The 1,640-nt window shown below is 42.7% G+C and carries 1 protein-coding gene; it reads left to right on the top strand.

The genetic code is table 11. The features are described from left to right. The first annotated feature begins 361 nt into the window (after positions 1 to 361). A complete protein-coding gene (gene aroB / locus ATH1_RS0115380) occupies positions 362 to 1,441 on the top strand; it encodes a 3-dehydroquinate synthase (RefSeq protein WP_010423654.1) in 1,080 nt (359 codons plus the stop codon). Positions 1,442 to 1,640 lie beyond the last annotated feature (199 nt).

Below are 1,640 nucleotides of genomic sequence, written 5' to 3'. Positions count from 1 at the left end.
AATCAGCAGTTTGAAAAAGTCCCCTTTAGGGGATTCAGGGGTCAAAAGGCTTTTTAGACTGCACTCATCATTTGTTTTAAAGGATTGGATATATGTGTATCAGACCAATTTTTCGGGCCTGCCTTCTGCCTTCTGCCTTCTGCCTGTCAAACTTCTGCCTTCTGCCTTCTGCCTTCTGCCTTCTGCCTTCTGCCTGTCGCTTACTTTTAAACATCTTCCAGTTAAGCATCTGTTGTTATGCTGAACAAAGATAAAAATTCAGACTCAATAAAAAATCTTATTTTTGCATCAATGCGTCTGGTCCTAAAAGAGTCTTTTTAGGAGTGACCTCAGGAATAATTGTCTGATAATATACTTGAGCATGCAACCATTACCTGCAAAATCTGCCTCTGTTTCGCTTTGTGACGATCCTGTAACGGATTTGGAGTTGCTGATAAAAAAAATATCACCCGATAAGGTGTTTGTGCTGACAGATGAACAGACCTACCGCTATTGTTTGCCGCTAATTAAGGATGTACCATCCATTACAGATGACCGTACAATGACTATCCGGTCGGGCGATGATTTTAAAAATATAGAAGCGTTGTCGTCTGTTTGGCGCTTTTTGTCCGATAAAGGGGCATCACGGCATTCTTTGTTGATAAATCTCGGCGGGGGAATGCCTTGCGATTTGGGAGGATTCGCTGCCGCTACCTATAAAAGAGGCATCCCGTTTGTTAACCTGCCTACCACTTTACTGGCAATGGTGGATGCCTCTGTGGGGGGCAAGACGGGGATCAACTTTAATGGGTTTAAAAATGAAATCGGGGTTTTTCGTCTGGCCGAAATGGTTCTGATTCATATTCAGTTTCTTGAAACGCTCGACCGGGAAAACCTTTTGTCGGGATATGCCGAGATGCTGAAGCATGCCCTTATCGATAAGTCCGAAACACTTGAAAAACTTATGATCATGGGCCCTTCGGATATTACTGCAAAGGGACTTTCAGGATTGGTGGCAGAATCGGTTTTGGTGAAAGACCGATACGTTGAGAACGATCCCCGGGAAAGTGGTATTAGAAAAGCTCTGAATCTGGGTCATACCATCGGCCATGCATTCGAGAGTCTCTCTATGAAAAAGGGAAAACCGGTTCTTCATGGTTATGCCGTAGCCTGGGGAATTGTGGCGGAGTTGCAACTGGCCGGGGAAAAGCTGAAGTTCCCTTCGGCTGTTCGTGAAAAAGTAGAAAGATATATTACAGATATGTATGGACATCATAATTTTAATGAGTCCGATTTTGATGATTTGTATGCTTTGATGAAACACGATAAAAAGAATAAAGGAGAGAGAATAAACTTTACTTTGCTGGCCGGTGTTGGAAAACCGGTTATTGATGTTGATTGTAGCAGAGATGAGATTTTCAGGGCAATAGGAGTGAGGAACTCCGATACGACAACCAATTAGGCTGAGGCTGAGGCTGAGGCTGGGGCTAAGGTTGAGGTTGAGGTTAAGGTTAAGGTTGAGGTTAAGGTTAAGGCTAAGGTTGAGGTTGAGGTTGAGAGTTTACCACAGATGACACAGATGAGCACAGATTATTTTAATTAACAAAAATCAAAGATCAATTTTAGGTTATTAGCTTAATATTAGATTCTTCGCTTCGCTC

Origin of the sequence: Anaerophaga thermohalophila DSM 12881 (genome assembly GCF_000191885.1) — a bacterium.
Taxonomy (GTDB): domain Bacteria; phylum Bacteroidota; class Bacteroidia; order Bacteroidales; family Marinilabiliaceae; genus Anaerophaga; species Anaerophaga thermohalophila.
The sequence above is the reverse complement of the archived record's forward strand: the minus strand, read 5'-3'. Positions and strand labels throughout refer to the sequence as shown.